Origin of the sequence: Alteromonas sp. W364, assembly GCF_031846205.1 — a bacterium.
In the GTDB taxonomy this organism is placed as follows: Bacteria; Pseudomonadota; Gammaproteobacteria; order Enterobacterales; family Alteromonadaceae; genus Glaciecola; species Glaciecola blandensis.
This window is the reverse complement of the sequence record NZ_JAVRID010000001.1, coordinates 114,116-131,211: the sequence shown is the minus strand read 5'-3', so window position 1 is coordinate 131,211 and position 17,096 is coordinate 114,116. Positions and strand designations below refer to the sequence as shown.

The 17,096-nt window shown below is 42.2% G+C and carries 11 protein-coding genes; 1 reads left to right on the top strand and 10 read right to left on the bottom strand.

The window, feature by feature from the left end:
- Nucleotides 1–5 precede the first annotated feature (5 nt).
- The 9 genes from RM556_RS00570 to RM556_RS00530 all read right to left on the bottom strand — a co-directional run bounded on the left by RM556_RS00570 (nucleotide 6) and on the right by RM556_RS00530 (nucleotide 11,156).
- Entirely contained in the window at nucleotides 6–899 is an 894-nt protein-coding gene (locus RM556_RS00570; RefSeq protein ID WP_311373600.1) for a hypothetical protein, read from the bottom strand.
- Between the two features lie 13 nt (nucleotides 900–912).
- A complete protein-coding gene (locus RM556_RS00565) occupies nucleotides 913–1,479 on the bottom strand; it encodes a hypothetical protein (protein ID WP_311373599.1) in 567 nt (188 codons plus the stop codon).
- Between the two features lie 113 nt (nucleotides 1,480–1,592).
- Nucleotides 1,593–2,885, bottom strand: coding sequence for a hypothetical protein (locus RM556_RS00560; protein WP_311373598.1), 1,293 nt, complete (start codon nucleotides 2,883–2,885; stop codon nucleotides 1,593–1,595).
- A gap of 57 nt (nucleotides 2,886–2,942) precedes the next feature.
- On the bottom strand, nucleotides 2,943–3,503 hold the full coding sequence (locus RM556_RS00555) for a hypothetical protein (protein ID WP_311360013.1): 561 nt from the start codon (nucleotides 3,501–3,503) through the stop codon (nucleotides 2,943–2,945).
- Nucleotides 3,496–5,097: a hypothetical protein gene (locus RM556_RS00550; protein WP_311360012.1), complete on the bottom strand. Its 1,602-nt coding sequence runs from the start codon at nucleotides 5,095–5,097 to the stop codon at nucleotides 3,496–3,498. The genes RM556_RS00555 and RM556_RS00550 overlap by 8 nt, the downstream gene beginning before the upstream one ends.
- On the bottom strand, nucleotides 5,094–7,322 hold the full coding sequence (locus RM556_RS00545) for an FHA domain-containing protein (RefSeq protein ID WP_311373597.1): 2,229 nt from the start codon (nucleotides 7,320–7,322) through the stop codon (nucleotides 5,094–5,096). Before RM556_RS00545 ends, RM556_RS00550 begins: the two co-directional genes overlap by 4 nt.
- Nucleotides 7,312–9,903, bottom strand: a complete 2,592-nt coding sequence (locus RM556_RS00540; RefSeq protein ID WP_311373596.1) for a bifunctional serine/threonine-protein kinase/formylglycine-generating enzyme family protein — start codon at nucleotides 9,901–9,903, stop codon at nucleotides 7,312–7,314. Before RM556_RS00540 ends, RM556_RS00545 begins: the two co-directional genes overlap by 11 nt.
- Nucleotides 9,904–10,213: 310 nt before the next feature.
- Complete coding sequence (locus tag RM556_RS00535; protein ID WP_311360009.1) at nucleotides 10,214–10,717, bottom strand: hypothetical protein; 504 nt, start codon at nucleotides 10,715–10,717, stop codon at nucleotides 10,214–10,216.
- Nucleotides 10,704–11,156 carry a hypothetical protein gene (locus RM556_RS00530; RefSeq protein WP_311360008.1) on the bottom strand — a complete coding sequence of 151 codons (453 nt, stop codon included), beginning with the start codon at nucleotides 11,154–11,156 and terminating at the stop codon, nucleotides 10,704–10,706. The genes RM556_RS00535 and RM556_RS00530 overlap by 14 nt, the downstream gene beginning before the upstream one ends.
- A gap of 151 nt (nucleotides 11,157–11,307) precedes the next feature.
- Here RM556_RS00530 and RM556_RS00525 point away from each other — a divergent pair, with 151 nt between their 5' ends.
- Entirely contained in the window at nucleotides 11,308–13,398 is a 2,091-nt protein-coding gene (locus tag RM556_RS00525) for a S9 family peptidase (RefSeq protein WP_311360007.1), read from the top strand.
- Between the two features lie 143 nt (nucleotides 13,399–13,541).
- On the opposite strand, the gene RM556_RS00520 is transcribed toward RM556_RS00525, so the two are convergent.
- Nucleotides 13,542–17,096, bottom strand: coding sequence for a M1 family aminopeptidase (locus tag RM556_RS00520; protein ID WP_311373595.1), 3,555 nt, complete (start codon nucleotides 17,094–17,096; stop codon nucleotides 13,542–13,544).

Here is a 17,096-nt window from a genome sequence, read left to right as displayed (position 1 = left end):
TGCTCTTACAGAAACAAATCTGCAGCTTGACTTGGTTTAGTGAAATTATTAATAACAGCGCCTTCGTCGGTCTCTTCGTAAGCCAAAGCAAACTCAATAGACTGAGCATCTAAGGCAACGAGCTTCGCCATGTAAGAGATCATGAGTGCTTCTTGATCAAGTAAGGATTGATCACTGGCAGCTTGCATCAACAACTGGCGAACGTATTCTTGCGCACTGACCTCAACACCATCGATGGTCGGTGCCATAGACGATTTGTGTTTCGCTATAGCAGACTTCAATCGTTCAATTTTGTCTAAATTGGCAGCAAACTCATCAGCATATGGACTTCGACTATCGAGACCTTGATTCAAAAGCGTTTCGTCAACTTGAGCAATGACTTTTTCCATACGCTTTTTCGCAGCTTCTTGACGTTTCCGTATGGCTTGCATATCAACATTAGCTGATGAGTTGGTTTGGTATAACAATTGTTGCAAGACATCTTCGTAAACACTTTGCTTTTTATTTAATGCTTGCTGGCGCAGCACTTGGCTCAATTGCATGTCATCTAAATAACTAGATTTTAGTTGTACAAGACTCACACGCTCTTCAATCATCTCTTGCTCGGGAACATCTGTAAGAATGGTCTGCAACGCGACTATTTTGTCTCCTTTCGACGCGATTTCATTCTCTAATTGGAGTAATTCACTTGCTAAAGGTGACATATCGAAATCTTGTTGTATGCGCTTTTCAATCAAATTGGCAGGCAGTTTGATTAAGGTTTCGGAAGCAACAGGTTGCCAATCAGCATCTTGCGCCATAGCCTGTGGCATTTGCATCCAATACAAACAAAGCAAGATTGAAATTGCGATGCGTTTTTGACGCTCTAATCGCTTGATAAAAAGTAGTAATAAATTCATGTGTGGGCTCCTATTAGTTTCTGCGCCAATGATATTGACGACTCAGTTCATCACGCATTGACTCATTAATGTTCAGCATTCTAATTTGATGACTTGCTAGCGTGTCGTAGTTCAGTAACGCGGTGATTGTGTCTACAAACGAACTATAATCGGCATAGAGTAAATCTTGCTGTGGAAATTGATGACGAAAACGCTCAAAAGCCATTTCAGCCCTCTCTGAATCACCAGCCTTGATATAATTGATAACTGCCAAAGCACTCAATTGCATCGCTCTTTGATTGTCAGGGTGCTTTGGATGTAAACGTAAATTTTCAATGCATCGAGATGCGCGATCAGCTAAGGCGATATGTTGTGCAGGATTGCTGTGTTCCCCCATATTCTGCTGTTGCTCTCGTAATTGCGTGAAGCAAGCCATTGATAATCCCGGGGTGGCTTCAGCTTCCATTTTTTGGGTAGCACGAGTCTCGGAATTAAGTGTCTTGGTGTTCAGTACAGACATTGGTGCAGCGTCATTGGTATTTGCGCAAGCGGCTAACACAAAGACAGCGACAAAAATAATGAGTAGTGATTGAGCCTTCATAGTTCTCTCCTGTTAAGTCTTACTGGAGGCTATGAAATGATTAGGCTAGTTTTTTAGCAGCAGTCTGTTTTAACCGTAAAAAATATAGAAAATTTGTCTTTGAGTATGTTCACTTACTCTGGCTTTACAAGTAAACGATGTGATAGATACTGAGGATTCACATTAATTGTCGTAAAGAATTCAGCTAACACTTCTACTGACAGGTTTTGAGATGGAGGGACGCGACCTAAGTAGTCAGTTAGGCTAGCAAGATCGCTAAGATCCAATCTTTCTGGCGTAATGATCAAGTAAAACTGTCTATTTGCCTGCTGGTATTGCGGTAGGTTAATACGCCACACACGTTCATTATCATTCTCTAAAAAGCGTAACTCCATGACCGTTTTAGTATCGGTGATCATCCACACTTGAGGTACACTCTCACCCGTATGTAAATACAAGCCGCATAGGTCATCTAGGAGAGCCGGTGATGCCTGAGTCACATATTGCCCGCCGACATTTAAACGAAACGTTTGCGCATTTGCATCGCAATTCCCGCCACTTTTTTTGCTCATCACATATTCTACTTTACTCGTCGATGGTGACGATTCATGCATTTGCACATAGGTGAAAGTCAGTAGTAATAATACAAAGGGAATAAGGACATATTTTATTTTGCTGCGCAGCAGGTGATTTAGTCGACCAAGCAGCATACTGTTTGCAGCGTTGTGGCTTTGGGCCTTTGTATATATGTTCGATTGAGAGACCTGATTGCTTGCGTCTGGCACAGCAGGTCTTTCATTTTGCACTGTTGGCAAGAAACTATTTACATGTTCAATCAGCTCACTTAGCTTACTACACCTATGCATTGAACAATCCAGTTCAGGAAAGTGCTGACTCTTGTTAGCTTCTGGATAAACAAACTCTGCTAACACTCCTTGTTTTTGCCATTGGCTAACTTGTGCAGAGGCTGCAATGATTTTTTCTGCAACCGCCGTCACACCTTCCACATGCTTATCTGTGGTGTTTACTTGACCTGTAACACAAAAAACAATATCGCCTTGTTCTACTATGCCAGTGCCAAGTGACACGCTCTGCGATGCAAGTTTTGCATTTTCTGTGGTGACTGCGCGTGACGTTTTTGCTAAATCCGACAAATAATGAGCTAAATAAACACCCAGCTGCCAACTTGCGCCCTGCTCTATGTTCCGAGATAAATTAAGTCTACAGGAAGTGCCACCAAACTCTCGTTGAATAAGCCCAGTGCTTTTTTGTACAAAACGGTGATACGCACTACTAATATTAGCCATGTCTGAGGTGCCATTGAGGGTAATGACGCTTTGCAAATCAGGATCATTCAAATCCGTGATGTTCTGCACAGCAACCAAGCCTTTTGTGCTCGCAATAAACACGTGAACAACTTGATTCATCTTATACCTACGTGCAGTTTTTTTACCTTTCGACTCATATTCAGAGAGAGATCCTCTTTAATGTTGTTGTATGAAAATTTGCGTTTCAACATGACACAATAGCGCATAACTTTGGCTATCTTTGTCTATCACAAGCTGCGTTTTACTATCGATCAACTCAGGAAAGTGCAACACAAAGAATTGATTATCTCGCAACAAGTGAAGATATAAACCTTGTTCAGTGTTTGGCAAATCAGATTTTATTTTAAGGGTAATGTAAGCTTGGTTTGGCATGAGTCTATCTTGCTTTATGCGTATTTCAAACTTGTCATTACTGCGCTCTTCTATATCCGTTTCGGAACTGGCCGCGATTTGCGCGTCACTTTGCGTAAAAGACAACTTGTTAAGCACCCAAGCAAACTGCTGGGCCAAATCGGCTTGTTGATTGATTAAACCCAGTGTCTTCTTTGCAAAGACCGAGTTGGGTCTGCAGGCACAATAGACAAGATCGTTGAATAGCGGTCGTGTTGTTTTTGAAGCGCTCTCACTTGGTAAGCTTTGCGTTAATACACGCAGTTGTTGTTTGGCAATAAATAGGCTTTCTGTATTACTGCCAGGCTCTAAATTTTGGCTATCCATTGATGCCTCCATGTCTTTTTTCAAATTCACTAAAGAATATGAAAAGGTCAGAGCGATAATTTTCCTCATTTCGCACAGAGGCTGTCGCTTTTTTAAATTTTCCTATGGTTGACATACACTGGTGTAAATTATTTATCGCACTACTATAAATATCAGCATCAGCATATTCGCTGCCTTTTCGAAATCCGTCTCGATTATTCGCTTTCAAGTGTTGCATGGCTAGTTGCATGTGCTTATTAAGCAAAGGGTTCTGTAATAAAGCGGCACTCACACCACTAAACGTCAAGTCCCTGATTTTTGCGCTGCGCACGACATTATCCAACGTACGCTTACTTTGTTCGTCAAGCATATGACTGAGTGTAATTAACAAGGCTCCCAGGCATCTTGCATCTTTCTTCTCATACAAAATACCGACGCAACTAAGCATAGCGGCACAGGCATTTTTAATCCATTTATCCAACACCAGTGCGTAGGCGTCGTAGTCTAAGGCTGGTTGCCTAAGATCCGTGACATTACTGTTGGTGCTGTGAATATCTTTTTGCCGACTGCGTTGGATTATTTTAGCTTGCCAAGGAGAAAACACAGTGGCTCGAAGCAGGGATAATGATAAGCGGTGTATACTCTCTTGCTGCTCTAGCAATAGAGCAACATCTTGGTATTGTTGCTTGCTGATAAGCTTAGGCTGCTGAGTTAACCGACTCATATCTGCGATGCCGTCAATACAGTCTGTATAGAGTTCAAACAGCGATGCTCCCATTTGCGGTTCTAGTTCACCACCCTGAAAGTCAAAAAAGGCCTCATCGATGTTATTAGCACGCTCCACTTTTAATTTATTTTGATTTAGCTCGCAAGCAAGGTCGTAGTCTAAAACATCTAGCAACGCGCTCTGATACTTTACATATCCCTCTTGCTGGAAGGCAGCTTGCCAAAATTGCAGTACCTGCTTATCGTTGAAGCGAACATCAGCACTATTGCTGCGCTTCCATTCATGAATAAAGCGAAATTTTTGTTGCACATTCGCACTCGGCAGATGCTCTTTGAGCAAAGCATAAATGCGCTGTTGCAGTAATGAAGCAACTTTCTTTACTTGCGCTTCGCTGTCAGTATTTAAATTAAGTTCTAGCTCTTCGATAAACCCGCTAAAATAACTAGATAACCATTCCAGAAATGCACTTAATACTGCAATACGAGTTGCGCTAACCGTAAATGACTGTTGTTGGGGGGTAATTTTCAAACCCACTTCGTCTAGCTTGATACTGGGCTTAGCACTGAGTCTTTCCTCACTACTAAGAGTGGAAAAATGCTGTTCAATCATTCCTTCAATAGATGCGCGAAACCCCTTAGGGCTAATTACCTCTTGTAGCCAAAAGAAGTCTAGTAATGCCTGGCCCTGCCGACCATATTTTACGATCGGCCAACATAAGTAGCAGAGTTCTAAACATAACTTGCCATAGTTACGACAAACAATGTACTGCGCCAACTTGTCGATTGTTTTCTGAGTATATTTAGCGTCGCCTAGCAGATTGGGTGTCTCTCGAAGTAAATCAAAATCAGCTTGTAAGGTGCTACTGACACCAAAAGAAATAGGATTCACTTTTTAAACTGCTCTTTATCTGATTGGCTAGCCACGCCGATGCCAGAGCTCTGACTTTGTGATACTGGATGCAAGGTTAATGTAGCCACATAATCGTCAACTTGTATTGTGACATTATCCATGATTGGCACTTTACCTTTTAATTCAGCGCCATTCACTTTAATAACGAATGATTCTTGAGTCGTGTCGCCCATGCGGTCTAGATACACACCACCGTCAATTTGTAAGGATGCCACAGGCAGTAATAAACTCTTTTCATCTCGACTTATTGCTTCATCATGATACTGCGCCCACTGCGATTCGCTATACCACATACAATCGTGCTCGCGTTTTACCAAGATAAATACTTCGCGGGAGAGATACCATAAAGTGTGCTCATAGATAGACGGATTTAAAAAGCCAACAGCGCCCATATTACTGCCACGCGGTAACATGGAGTTTTGCGAAAGACACAAAGCTAGACACGAATCCCGCCGAACATAAGCAATTTGCAACGCAATTGTACCGAGATCATCTGGCGGTAATAAGTGTATCTGATTCATTTCCTTCAGGACGTAGTCCCGTTCAGTTTCGATATTTTTGTACTGCAACCAAACACCATTGCTTGCGCCAATATCAACAAGACTAAAATGCCCGGCATCCTGCCGAGTTACAGCTGCGCTCTGCCCTAATCTCGACAAATTACTTTGCGGCAACTGCAAGTGTAAATCTTGATTCAGAGCACTGTTTTTATTCGGTCGCCCTATATGCATTTGTGAAGACGTATTGATGATCAGCTGCTGGTTTTTTGCCGAAATAACAAGCCCTTCGCATAAGGCACTTTTATTTGCGCTAATCCTCTCGATCAGTTTCTTGATGGAATCTATTTGTAAGTCAATGACTGGGCGATTGTACTTCTCATGACTTTTACACAAATCTAGGGCGGTATAGGCTTTTTCCAAGGCAAGGAAGGTATTGTTCTGCTTGGCAAATGAAACGGCACTAGATACCAATTCTTTCCATAGTTCTCGTTCATCTTTTATTTCTTGGTGCTTGGACTGTTGCTCTGATATTGCGTTCTCTAAGGCCCTTGCAGAGATATTTGATGCATTTTGTTCCAAAGCTCTTTTAACAAATACATTCGCCGACTCGACTTCATTATTTTGCAAAAGGTTGGTAGCGTTGTCGAACCACATTCTGGATTGCTCAACCCGTTTTTCGAAGTGCGAAATTTTATTCTTCCAAGATTTGCTGACTAAAAATGGAAACGGTACTTTTTGTATCGTATCAAGCAGTGTTAACCAACGACCGCATTCATTCTCACGTGCATATCGACGTAAGTTGTTCTCTATCCAAAATCGCAACAATAAAAGTAAAACCAAATAAATAATCGCAATGAAAACTAACCAAAGCCCTAGGTTTTGCCAAAAGTAAGCCGGTTGGGTTCGCGTTAATTTGAATAACCTATCTTGCTGAATAAAGCGAATATTGGCTTCAAGCCCCAAGCGCTGACTCAAGCCAGCGGCTTGCTGCCGAAATTTTGCAGGTGTTAATGGGGATGTAACACGAAAAGATATATCTTTAGTTGGCAGTAAAAGTCTTAAAAAATGATTATGTGTTTCTTCTGTCAGCAAGGTAGTGCTAATGTTAGCCGCACTGGGCAACAATAAACTAGACAATACGCGTGACTCTTCTGGCGTAAACTCTTTCATTGATACTGTGTAAGTATAGCGTTTTGCGGAACGCGCTATCGTCGCGGCAAAGCGGTCACCCAATGTTGAGGCAAGCTCTTCGCTTAAGTCTCGAATAGCCGAGCTAGACACTTCTTTTTCAAACTCTTCGCTAATGCCAGCGCTAAAAATAACGACGCCAGAGACCGGATCTACGGCTTTCAGACGCATGACTAGTTGATCATTCATACCGGTACGTTCTTGTCTGAGTTTGTATAATACAAGTAAATTAATATTTGGATGTGTTTTTAACATACGGGAAGATAAGGACATTAATGACTCTTCACCGCAATTGGACAATTCACAATTCAAGGACAAGGCGCTAGGAGACACTAGCGCTATTTGTTGACTAGTAAAGGCATCAATAAGTTTATCGTTAATGGCTTCCGATACGCTGAGTTGCGAAGAATTATCCTGAAAATCAGAGACTAGTAAAGCTTGCCAGTCATTTGCCAGAGCATTCCCTGACATGAAGGCAGTAAAGATTACCAGCAGTTTATATAGACTACTCTTCATCTTTTGGTCCTGTTTGCATATTGGGTTCTAGCACTTCCACCAACCTAAACCCGGTAGTATGTGAGCGCGCATTTTTCTGCAAAGCTTGTTTAGCTTGAGTAGACAGCGCCACATGATTTGTGAACCATGAACCGCCCTTCACAATGGCCTGATCGCATCTTTCTTGAAGGGATGTGTTGGCAGCAGCCACGCAGTCTGAGGTCCACTCCTGTACATTACCGTGTAAATCGAAGAGTTGCCACTGATTTGCAGAAAAGCTCATGATCGGTCGCGTGCTGAACCGATAGTCATCACCCCGCCAATTTAGTGAGTAACAATCTCGACAATGTGCCTGATCTAAGCGGAATGACTCACCCCAACTATATCGATTTGTTGCTTGCCCAACGCTTGCTGCATGTATCCATTCTTGCTCTGTAGGCAAGCGCAAAAAACTATGGGTCTGTTTTGTAAGCCAAGGAATGAACTTGTCTGTTATATCAAACCAACTCACGTTGACCACAGGGTGATCGGCTTGCTCAAAGATGACCTGACGCGGGTCATCAGAGAGTAAATTAGACGCAAGGCACTCACCGTCATCGATACATCGTTGATACAATTCGTTAGTCACTTCAAATGACATCATTCTTATTCGCTCAGAGCTAGCCTCTATCTTAGGTAACAAAATAAACTCTACAGGCGTGCCATCTGCAACACTAAGGTCTGTCTCCCCAATAAAATAGCGGCTATTGGATAGCGTTAAGTTCGCGCTTATTGTCACGACCTTATCCAACAAGGCGCTGTCATCGAGGATCAAGCGCTGCTTTTCTGTTAAATAGCCGGTTTTACTGATACGAACAGTGTAATTGCCAGCAATAAGCTGCTCCGGTGACACCATCTCACCATTTGCGGCTTGAAAACTGACCATCGCGTCAGCGGGCTGAATATTGAAGCTAATTGGAAACACTCTCATCGGGCCTTCTTGCACCGGACTTGTTTCAGCGGTCTCCCCTGAGATTGCATTGTTATCTTGCACTACTTTTACCGGTTCTTTTATCGCTGCTTTTGTTGGTGTCGTCACTTGCTGAACTTCAATGCGCTTCGTGGCGGCCTCTTCACCAAACTCATTGATGTTTGGCACAAGGGCTGCGATAAAAATGACGAACAAAGCCATACTAATGCTAATGAAGGTGCGCTTAGTAGAGCGTAAGCGGGGTTTTAACGTGTGCTTTTGTCGCGAAGCACTTTTGCTATCGGTATGGCTTTTATTCAATTGAAACGTTTTTAAGCTATCTTCAATTAACTTTTCGAGAGTGGCTTTATCGAAGTGCATGTCGTTTGGATTTGCAATGTGAGTCTCAGTCTTATTTGGTAACACAGCAAGACCAAGCTGCAACAAGTTATCGCGTACATCTTCGGGTAGAGCTACTTTGGGAACGTCTATTCCTTTTTCTATTTGAAAGGCTATTTCCTGCTTTATCTGCTCTTCGACTTGCTCTAGCCAAAGAACAAAACGCGCAAACGCAGGTTCATTGTGCTTTAGTTGCCGCTCAACAATGCTAATGTATTCTTTTAAGTCAAAGTGTTCAAAGTCGTCGTGCAAAGTGGCTTTTGCAATAAGAGATAAACGTCTTACGTCAAAATCGCTAAGGTAGCCATGCTTTCGAAGCACTTCAACGATGTCGTGTTTCAATTGTGTTAAGCCATTAGCTTCTTGGTTATCACCGTGTTGTAAGCCTGATAAAAGTTGGGTCGCATTCTCATCGACTTCTGCTTCATATCGTGCTTCAGCAGAACCGCTTTCAAGCTCTTGGTTACGTTCGAATGCGTTCACCAAAGCAGAAAACTCAGCCGCATTTTGCGGCCTTTTGTTCGGATCGTTTTCAAGCACTTTAGCTAGCAGAGTGAGAAAATGAGCTTGGTTTCCTATTTTCGGCAAATCGGTATTGATGTGTTTATGTTTTCCAGTAAAGCACCTGAACAACACAGCTGCCAAAGAATACATGTCACTAGCAGCATTAAGCTTCTCTGTACCTGCTACTTGCTCAGGGCTAGCAAAGTATTGACTGCCAAATTTCGCCGTCTGCTCGCTGACATTTTGTGTACTATGCGCATTTGGCTCATTGAGTAATTCAGATACCCCAAAATCAGCAATTTGCACTTGCTCATGATCGTCAATCAGTAAATTGCTGGGTTTGATATCGAGGTGAAGAATGCCGACTTTGTGGATAGCTTCTAATGCATGAAGTACTTGCTTTGCAATTTGTAGGCATTGGTTTTGACTCAGCCTGTTATCTTCTCCTAATAGGTCTGCCAATGTTCGTTTATAGTACGGCATCACAATGTAAGGTTTTTGGTCCTCAGTAAAACCGAATTCCATAAAATTCACAATGTGAGGGGCAGAGCTTAAGGAATGAAGCATTTTACTTTCTTGTAAAAAACGCTGACGCCAGGCAGATTCGCTTTCAACCGGTGTGTGTTCAGCAGCAAATACCTTGATGGCTACCTGCACATCAAGTGAAGGCTCCATGGCCAGATAGACATCGCTAAAACCACCGCGTGCTATCAGCCCTACAATGTCATACTTGCCAATTTTTTTAATCAAAAAAATACCCTGTTACACAAACGCCAAAAAGCCGTCATCACACACCTTACGATAAGTCTAGCTCATAATATTCGCGTTATCTGACCCTTATTCGCAATATATACCAGTTTCAAACACTGAAAATATTGGCTTAAACATACATGGGCCTTAAATTGCACTGCTCTTACGCAAAGAACACGCAAAAACTATACAAAGACCATACAAAAGTCATGCAATAACCATGCTAGAACGAGGAGGTAGCCGATATTTGTAATATAAAAGTCAGAAGGCTCATAGTAGAGCACACAGAAATGAAGGCAAAGTGGGTGAATCACCAGCCATAAGATGGGACATCAGCATCCGTATAGCGCAGAATATGAGTATTGCGCTCAATTTCGACAGCACTGCTAACACCATTGTTGATATGAGGTGTTTTGGCATTAGGTTGCCAATCATTATTGACCTGTTCAAGAGTCGACAGGCTTGCACAGACATTCTCACTTAGATTAACCTTCAGTAGCTTGGCAGCACTCAACATGCTTTGTCCTCGCCTGACATTTTTCATGCGTAAACTCTGCAACAATCTTATATTTTCTTGCCGAGTATCCTTATCGAAAGAATCAATTTTAGCATTACTTACATTGCCAATAAGAGCATTGCTTCGCGCCATCTCCTGAGGCTTTAGCGCTTGATAGCTTGCACTGAGAATAATGGCGAACATCACAAGGAATATCACACTTTTAGCCATGAACATGCCTTGCCCTCTCTGCCACTTATGCAGTAGTAACGCCGACTTTTCATCAGCGGATGGTGTCGCCCTATTAACGATCTTCAAAGGCAGCCTCCCATTCATCTGTCATAACAGTAAGTGTAAATTCTTGTGCTTTGAACAAAATTTGCAATTCCCTTATTTCAGAAACAGGCGTTTGTTGTGAAACAACTAGGACGAGTTCATTTCCCGCTTGCATATTTTCTGAGAGGTAAGTGGCAATCATTGCTTCGCTTGTCATCTTATTTAAGGGTGTCATATCTTGCTCAAAAAGCTGCCCCATATGCCAGAATAAGAAGTCTTGCTGGGGTTTTACGCTTCCCTGTTCTGACTCTAAAACTTCATGCAAATGGTCACCCATAATCTTGTCTGTTTCTTGTGAAATATGAGAAGTACTTGCTTGATTTGCGCTCATCGACAATAGCGCGAGCATTAACAGAGCGAAAAATGCCATTGATAGCGCCAGTGCCACTTCAGTCATCGCTTGTACGCTTGTGTCTTGCATGTTGTTGACAACTCTTTAATCACGTTATTATTACTAAGTGATATGAAAAGATTAGAAAGCATTTTTGTTTTTGAACTAAAAGGCTATAGTCTCTATACAAAAAGAGTCAAAATTTTCCGATTGGAATAACAATGAAAAATAAGGAAGAAATATGAAATTTCGATTTTCGCTGATACGGAATGCGAGGTCTGTCTGTCTCGCTGCGCTCATGAGTGTTGGGATGGTCAGTCAAAGCCTCGCAGAACAAGATCGAGTGTTAAATTATGAAGACGTCTTTGAACTAGAATATGCAGCAAACATTGAATTTCATCCACAGCAAGAAATGTTGGTATATGAACGCCGCTCAATGGATGTGATGCAAGATAGAATGAAAGTCAGCTTATGGACCTACGACCTAAAAACCAATCAACATTTACCGTTGTTGGCTGACGAACATTCATATACCTCACCTGCATTTTCACCCGATGGTTCGCGCTTACTTTTTCTCTCTAGTCGCAGTGGCAGCCAGCAAATCTATGTAAATTGGTTGGAAAGCGATCGTACAGCAAAGCTCAGTCATTTAAGTGCTAGTCCCTCTAATCTTGCATGGTCGCCAGATGGAAAGTCGATTGCATTTACTATGTTTACGCCAACAGAAGCAAAAAGTATTTTTAAAGAGATGCCAAAAAAACCTGAAGGTGCAAATTGGGCTGGTACAGCCAAATACATTGATACGACTCAATATCGCAGAGATGGCGCAGGGTTTAGCCCAAGTGGCTTTACTCAGGTATATGTCATTTCTGCAGACGGTGGTTCTCCTAGACAAATCACAGATGGCAATTATAACCATGGCGGGGCCTTAAGCTGGTCAAAGGACAGTCAGCACATTTATTTTTCGGCTAATCGAAATAAGGATTGGGAGCTACTTCCTCTTGAATCCGACATCTTCAAAGTCAATGTGAGTTCCGGTGACTTGGAAAATGTGACAACGCAAAGCGGTCCAGAAACGTCTCCTCAGGTAAGCCCTAACGGGAAGTTGCTAGCATACTCATGGGTAAACGATAGAAAGCTCAGTTATCAAGTCAACCAGATCATGCTTCAGGGAATTAACGACGACAGCAGTAAAGCCAAATCCTTGACCCCAAAACTGGATCGCGCTATCAACTCAGTTAAATGGGCAGGTGACAGCAAAGGTTTGTATTTCTCATACTTAGACAAGAGTTCAACAAAGCTCGCATACGTATCGACAAGTGGAAAACTAAAGACCCTAATAGCCGAAATCGGTAGTCAGGCCCTTGGTCGTCCATATACCTCGGGCGATTTTGATGTGTCTAATAAAGAACAAATTGTATTTACTGCGAACAATCCACAGCGCCCAGCTGATTTAGCGTTAATGGGTAAAAACAATAACTACAAGCTCCTAACTCAGCTTAACGAAGATAGTCTAGGGCATCTTGAATTGGCGAAAACCAAAAAGGTTGCCGTAAAATCAAGTGTTGATGGTCGAGAAATTGATGCTTGGGTAGCTCTACCACCTGGCTTCGATGCAGATAAGACATATCCTTTCATATTAGAAATACATGGCGGTCCGCATGCAGCTTATTCGGATACCTTTAGTATGGAAGTGCAATTGATGGCAGCCAAAGGGTATGTTGTTGCATGGTCAAACCCACGAGGTAGCTCTTCGTTTGGAGAAGACTTTGGTAATCTCATCCATCACAACTATCCGTCTGAAGACTACAATGACTTAATGGATGTCGTAGATGCGGTAATCGCAAAAGGTTATGTAGACGAAAACAACCTATTCATCACAGGTGGCTCAGGTGGTGGTGTTCTGACAGCATGGAGTATTGGTAAAACGGAACGCTTTGCCGCTGCTGTGGTAGCAAAACCAGTAATCAATTGGCTTAGCTTCGCATTAACTGCAGATGCTTACCCCTTCTTTACTCAATATTGGATGGAAGACATGCCATGGAATATCAGCGATAAACTATGGAAACGCTCTCCTTTATCTCTGGTAGGAAACGTGAAAACACCTACCATGCTGTTAACGGGTGAAGCTGATTACAGAACGCCGATGAGCGAAACAGAACAATACTATCAGGCTCTACGTTTGCAAAAAATAGAGTCAGCTATGGTTAGGATCCCTGGCGCGTCCCACGGTATCGCCTCTCGTCCTAGTCACTTGATTCAAAAAGTGGGTAACATTGTTGCGTGGTTTGACAAGTACCGCAGTGGCGGCACTGAAACCTCTGTCGACTGATGGCCCAGCGGCTAGCCTATCATGTGGGCTAGCCTGTCATCCCCGCCGTCTTATCATCCCCGCTATATTGTCATCCCCGCTCTCTTGTCATCCCCGCGTAGCTAGGGATCCAGATTCCTACTTTCACAGTGATGATATACAAGTTAAAACCGAGCAATGTTATCCTTGCTGTCTCGGTCAATGAAACGCACGAAAGGATCTACTCCAACAAAAGCAGGTAAAGTATCAGAGGTAAATTTTATCAGATTGTCGCCACTCACTAATTTATGCTTTTCACGATATAAAATCGTGTTTTCAGCAGTAAAATCATTGGGGTCTTCGCTGAATAAAACAATTTCAACATCATCTTCAAATGGCTGTTCTGTTTCTTCACCTCTACCATCTGCCGACAGTTTTTTCGCAATCACATTTAATGTGACTTCAAACTTACCTTTTGCAGTCTCTCGGATATTGCTTTCATCGATTTTCATGTCGTATAAACTGATTTGCTTGAATTGATCGTCGATATACTGATGATTGCTTTGCGGTGTATTCCGCTTCATTGCAACTAAGAGGTCTAAGGTTGTCGGTTGGAGGGAATCACTAAATTTGTACTCTTCAATAAGTTCACGCAAGGCTTTATTTAAAGCGTCCTCGCCCATACGGTCGCGTATCGCCATCATGACAACTGACCCCTTTCTATAATGAATATATTGTTGATTTTCAGCTCTTAGGATAGGCATCTCTTCCAAATACTCATTTGCTCTACCACGCAAATAACTGTCTAATTCGTAAGTGAGGAACTTGCGAATTTTTTCTTCTCCATACTTCTCTAGCATTACTAGTAAAGCTGCATATTGTGACAAAGATTCAGATAGTACCGCGCTACCTTGCACATTAGCGGCGTTTAACTGGTGACCAAACCATTGATGAGCAACTTCATGTGCGGTGACATAATAAACCGGATCGATTTCATCCTTATTTCGCAAGTCAGTGACAAACCCAATATTTTCTGAGTATGGCACCGTATTCGCAAAGCTTTGAGCAAAACTACGATAACCAGGAAACTCTATGATCCGGAGTTGTTTATGCTGGTATGGACCAAATACTCGAGCAAAATAATCCAAAGAGTCTTTGGATGACTCAATCATCCTGTCTATATTCCAATGGTGGTCTTTGTGATAATAGACCGCTATTTCAATGCCGTTGTGAACTTCCTTTTTCACCTCTAACTCAGCTGACATAAAGTTGAAAAAGTTCACCATTGGACTGTCCATTTCATATTCAAAATAGCGACGCCCGTCTTGCTCCCATTCCTTTTTCAAATAACCAGGGGCGATAGCAAATTGCTCTGCTGATGTAGATAAAGTAGCTTTAAAATCAATGAGTGCCACGTGTGGACCAAAGAAACTCTCATTGTAACGGCTAGTATCCTCTAGTTTGTATGCTCGCCTTGGCGGCGGTAAATCGCGCTTTCTGCGCTCATGTTGATCGGCCAAGTAATATGACTGATTCACACCAAACGTCGGAAACAAAGTGAAGTTTGAGATAAAGGTGCCATTCTTGACTACCGTGACATCTTCACCTCTGTCTTTGAAGCCTTTATGTTCACGTACAACACGAACAGTTCCCTCTCTCTTTTCACCCGGTAACATGGGCTCATTAAAGGTAAACCAAACCGTATTAAAGTCAGCGTCTTTAGGCCCCAATACACCGCCTGGAATAGTCACTTCGGAGATTGGACTATGCTGAGGATGATTTACTAGAAAGCGCTCTATTGGCTTATCTGATCTATTCTCGAGCATTATTGTCGTTATGCTTTCTACTCTCCTCACTTCAGGAAAGATTGCGACATCAGCGTCGATTGCAACAACCACGGGAACCGAGTCGTCTTCATATTTCGTATACTCTTTCTCGTAGTACTCACGCAATGCTTGACTATCATCATTGGTCACAAACTCATTCACTACTTTTGTATTGTAATGAATCACCGTACCAGAACTAATAAGGATAAACGCAGCAATGAACACTGTTGCTAGGCCACCTTTACCAATTTGATAAGGCAAGAGCTTAAAGCGAGATTTCAAACCTGAGTGCGGGCCTCGATGCCATAAACCAAAAGAAATAACACTCAATATAAGAGCTAATGCAGACCAGTAAATTAAATACCAATGTTGAGTCACAAGCGTCCAACCGTAGCCATTCATATCAGAGTATCTTAAGCCTGGCGTCGCGCCGTATTGAAACATATTGTGTTCAATGCCTAATTCATTGAATACCAAAGAGACAACAAAGAAACCAACAAACAAGAGCATTCCCATGTACTTATTCGAACTCAGGGTTTGTAGTAAAAACGACAGCACAACGAGTAAGATTAAACCACTTGCCGAGTAGTAAAATAGCGAGACAATATATTGCACAATATCGATATTCGCATAACCCAAAGCGAATTGATTAGCGATGGCTGCAAACATCCCTATCGAGAAGATACTGATAATGACCAGACATACTGCGAAGAACTTAGACAACCAGTAGGTAACATTAGCCACCGGCATACTGTCAGTAATGTCTCCGATTCCGGCACTTCGCTCTCGCCAAACCACTTCTGCACTGTAATAGGTAATGACAATAATATTGACCAAGCCAAAGGCACCATCTATTAACTGCACCATAGATTGAGTCAGTGGCCAGTTTGGTGCGCCATAGAAACCACGCGGATCAATAAACTGAGCAATTAAATTAAATGCACAAAACACCATTAATACTGGGAATGCAGGGCTGAACATAATTTGCTTCATTTCAAAGCGCGTACGCGTAAGAAATTGCTTTATACCCGAGCCGGCTTGGTACTTCACTTTACTCAAACGAAGTGTTGGCGCTTCCTCAATGTTATTTTTTCGTTTTTTCTTTTCAGAGTAAATTTTGATGGATAGCGGAGAAAACATTTTTCCAAACACTAACAAACAGCCTATCCCAAAGCTCAACCACAAGAGACGGTTTGAAATAACAATATCACTGAGTGGAATAGATAAGGTATTGCGCTCGAATGGGCTCCAATAACTGCTTAATTGGCCAAATGTATGCCAACCAAAAGGGTCAAATAAGGCCAAAAGTTGTTTCTGATCTGGTTCATCGAATACGTTTCGAGACACGATATAAATAATGAATAAACCAAGCGCCGACAGGTAAACGGCCATCATACTTCTAAAGCGCAAAGCGACCGAATAGAAGATTGCGGATAACACAAACAAAGTAGTGATTGAAAAAATCACAAATGGGCTAACATAAGCCATCAATGAAAATTCACCTAGGCGAGTCTGATCCAGCCAAGGCATTAATGAACCTAGTAACAACGCAAGTGGCACCATGGAAAACACAGTGACTGAAACTAAAAACGCCCCAAAAAAGCGGCCAAGGCGGTACGGCACTGGTGGAATAGGTTTGGTACAAATGATCTCTGACATCATTGAACTGTCATTTCTGGTCGCCGTATTCGCAACAAAATTGATCACTAAAAACATGGCAAAAAGGCTAAACAAAAACAAGGTCTCAGCTATCGCATAGGGACTATTGAGGTTAGTGTTCCCGCCGGCACCAATAGTAATTTGATCAATTGTCATTGCCAGAAATGGCAACAAGAAAAACACTAAACAAGTCACGATAAAAGAAGGCTGCTTAGTATAATAACGCCATTCAAAGGCAAGCATTTTTAAGAACAT